The 3,518-nt window shown below is 68.1% G+C and carries 3 protein-coding genes and 1 pseudogene; all 4 read left to right on the forward strand.

All coding sequences use genetic code 11. The features are described from left to right. Window positions 1–163: 163 nt before the first annotated feature. The gene (locus tag ACGFYQ_RS42105; protein WP_393752651.1) at window positions 164–541 is read left to right on the forward strand and encodes a hypothetical protein; all 378 of its coding nucleotides are present in this window, start codon (window positions 164–166) and stop codon (window positions 539–541) included. A gap of 19 nt (window positions 542–560) precedes the next feature. Then, complete coding sequence (locus ACGFYQ_RS42110) at window positions 561–1,232, forward strand: tetratricopeptide repeat protein (protein WP_393752653.1); 672 nt, start codon at window positions 561–563, stop codon at window positions 1,230–1,232. 156 nt (window positions 1,233–1,388) lie between these two features. Beyond that, a pseudogene (locus tag ACGFYQ_RS42115) lies at window positions 1,389–1,655 on the forward strand (HNH endonuclease); the annotation flags it as partial. A 1,457-nt stretch (window positions 1,656–3,112) separates the two neighbouring features. Next, the coding region (locus ACGFYQ_RS42120) for a relaxase domain-containing protein (RefSeq protein WP_393752655.1) at window positions 3,113–3,518 on the forward strand (406 nt) is incomplete at its 3' end.

Below are 3,518 nucleotides of genomic sequence, written 5' to 3' on the forward strand. Positions count from 1 at the left end.
CACGCCAGCAGAGTTCGAACAACAGCTGATCACACCACGTACGCTGTCACTCGTCGCATGAAACCCGGTGTCCACTCCCGCGGATCAACCTCACATCTCAGTTGCAGATGTCGCTGGTTTCGACTGATCCTTTGCCTATTCGACGGTAAAGAGGGAGAACGACATGGGGCTGACTCTGTTCCCGGGAGACGGAGACACCAGCAGTCCCGACGTCGCCTGGTCCTACAGCGGCTTCGCCGCGTTCCGGCGACAGCTGGCGCGAGCCGAAGGCTTCACTCTCTCCGAGATGTGGGGCTTCGGCGGAGAGCGCCCCTGGAGTGACGTCTCCACCTCGCTCGAACCGCTCCTCGATCGCCCGGATGACGGCGGAGGCGAGCTATCGCCCATCGAGTGCGCCGCGCTCCTGCCCCGGCTGGAGGCGATCGTCGAGCGGTGGCCGAACGAGGCCGACGTTCCTCGGGCACACATCGATGCGGCCCAACAGCTGACGGTCGTTCTGCGGCTCTGCGTGGCGAAGGACGTCGAACTTCTCTTCCTCTGACCTCCGCGAAGCCGGGGCCGTGACTCACGCTCCCGCAGTTACGGGACAGCCCTTAGCCGAGGCCAACCCCGACGCCTACCTGCCCAACCTCGCCGGAGCCTTGAACAACATGTCCCTCCGGCTGGGTGAGACGGGGCGCATGGAGGAGGGTCTGGCCGCCATCGAGGAAGCCACCAGCCACTACCGCGGGCTGGCCGAGGCCAATCCCGACGCCTACCTGCCCGACCTCGCCGGAGCCTTGAACAACCTGTCCAACCTGTTGAGTGAAGTGGGCCGACAGGAGGAAGGTTTGGCCGCAGTCGAGGAGGCCACCGGGATCCGCCGCGGGCTGGTCGAAGCCAACCCCGACGCCTACCTGCCCGACCTCGCCATGGCCCTGAACAACCTGTCCAACCGGCTGAGTGAGGCGGGCCGACGGGACGAGGGCCTGGCCGCAGTCGAGGAGGCCACCAGCCACTACCGCGGGCTGGCCGAGGCCAATCCCGACGCCTACCTGCCCGACCTCGCCATGGCCCTGAACAACCTGGCCGTCGATCTCGGTGAGGTCGGGCGGCGGGAGGAGGGTCTGGCCGCCATCGAGGAGACCATCGGGATCCGCCGTGTGCTGGCCGAGGCCAACCCAATGGCCTTCGAAGCCGATCTACGACGATCTCTGGAAGTGGCAGCCTGGCTCGAAGCCCTCGGACAGTAGTCCAGCAGGCCAGCGTAGGCACCCTCGCCCGCTCAGCACCATCCACGCCTCAGCGCAACGCGACACCAGGCGCAGAGCGTCCACCATCCCAGGCGCTACGGGCAGGGCTGGAGGAATAGCGCACGTTTGCAATGACGCTCCCCGCCAGCTGAACAGTCGCCGTGGACGGCCGCCCGTCGTGAGGCGTACGCGAACGACCAGGCGTCCCCGGACACGCTGATCGCGGTCTCCGCAGTCTCCAACCGGAGCAAGAGTGACAAGGATCCGGCGGAGAGGCTGCCCGACTGCACCTACGCTGCGGCATGGGTGGGCACGAAGCTGCGCTGGGAGCTGGCCGTCGATGAGGCCGAGCGCCAGGCCCTCCTTGGGATCGCGGAGGACTGCCCGGCCACCACGGTCGTCTACGAGCCGGCGGCGCTGTAGCCGGACGGCACGGAGCCGGGGTCAGGCGAGTCGGGAGCCGAGACGGGAACGCAACTCGCCCGCCGCCCCGGCGGATGTGCTCGGGCAAGGACGGTCCCGCACCGCACCCGGTGCGGGAGAACGACCAGCGGGCGCACCACCCCAGCAGCCGGGATCGCGACACGACCGGGAAGCCGACCGCTGAGCGCACCACGGTGCGGTTATCAGGGATGGGCGGAGACTGATGGTGAAGTGGTTGCGGGGTGCCTGGGGCCCTCGCTATTGACCTCCTTTCCGTCGACGACGCCCAAGAGGAAGGCCAGGACCAGCACTACAGCGGCTGCGACTGTGATGGCTGTGGCCAAGTCGCCTGTGCCGTGGATGCTGCCTTGTGCTGCGGTGGTGCTGCCTCGTGCGGCGATAGACGATGAATCCCATGAGGCATGCGATCAGGAAAATCAGTGCGTTCACCGGGGCGATGTAGAGGTTCACCGAGGGGCCCTTTGGGTCCGGGAGCGTGAGTGCAAACGAATCCGCACCTCATGCCCTTGCTGGGGTAGTTGAGTCCCCTCGGTCGGCGCTGCCTGGCTTGTGGCGGCAGATTGCCCAGGCAAGCCCTTTTCGCTTTAGGCGAAAAACCGAGGGATTTTTTTTAAAACCCCTCGGCTTTTGGTCAGTTCCTGGAGCGCGGCCCACGGCCTGTGCCAGATGCCTGCACACGGCTCGGCACAGCGAGCATAGAACTGTTTCCCAGGGTCCGGCACGGGTAATCCAGCCTGGCTGGGTCGGTTCTCGGGCGTCGCCACTGCCCCCGCACCGGTAGCCCTGCGAGCCGCGCTTCGCCCGCTCGCTGTGGAAGCCGGAGCCCAAGGCGACCTGGGCAAGCCCCTGTGGGGCAGGCATGCATGGCGAGGGTTGTTCGTGGCGATGGGGCGGACATTGCTCTGCTGGGCGGCCTCCGCGACCGGCTGCTCTTGTGCGCAGGTCGGGGAAGCTTCCAGGACGACGCGGCGGCGCCGGCGCTGGGCAGGGGTGAGGTGCTGGAGGTCGGCGGTGAAGCAGGGGACCGTCTCGAAGGTCGGCGCGAAGTCGCTTCCAGGCAGCACGAAGCCCCCGGCGAGGTGCCGGAGGGCGGAGTACGGAAGGCCTGTGCGGTGAACTCAGGTCACCGGTGTGCTGGGTCGTGCGCGACCGCGTTCATTGGGGTTCGGCATGGTGAGTCACCGGTGAGTGCGGCCTGGCAGTGGTGAGTGGATTGGTGACTCACCGGTGCGTCGGGTCCGGTGGGTGGTGACCGGATCGGTGGTTACCGGGGTGCGGGGGCCGGGCCCGGAGAGCGATGACATTGGCTACTGGCGCCGGCGCAGCTTCCCGCCTCGCGGGCAGTCGGGAAGAAAGTTCGCCCAGTGGTCCCGCCTGGCGGGCTGTCTCGCCGTCGGCTCTTTCGTTGCAGGTCAGGACGGTGTGGCCTGGTCTGCATGGTGGACGCGAGGATCATCAAGAGGGGCCAGATGCACCGCTACTACACGCGCGAGACCGTCGTCGGTGACGGCCGCCGCCGGGCCCGGACGCCGCTGAGGAAGGCCCAGGAGCAGGCGGGTGTCCCGGCCGGTCGCTGGATGGGCCGCGGACTCGGGGCTCTCGGGCTGGTGGCGGGGGAGGAGGTCACCGAGGAGCAGCTGCGCAACCTCTTCGGTGAGGGAGGCCGGCACCCGGACGCCGAGCGGCTCGTGGCCGAACGGCTTGCCGCGGGGGACTCACCGAAGGTGGCGCGGCGGGCCGGGGCGCTGGGGCGGCGGGTGAAGGTCGTCGGCTTCGACTTCGTTTTCCGGCCGCAGCCGACGATCTACCTCCTGTGGGCCCTGGGGGATGAGGAGACCCGGC

Source organism: Streptomyces sp. NPDC048258 (assembly GCF_043201995.1).
Lineage (GTDB): Bacteria > Actinomycetota > Actinomycetes > Streptomycetales > Streptomycetaceae > Streptomyces.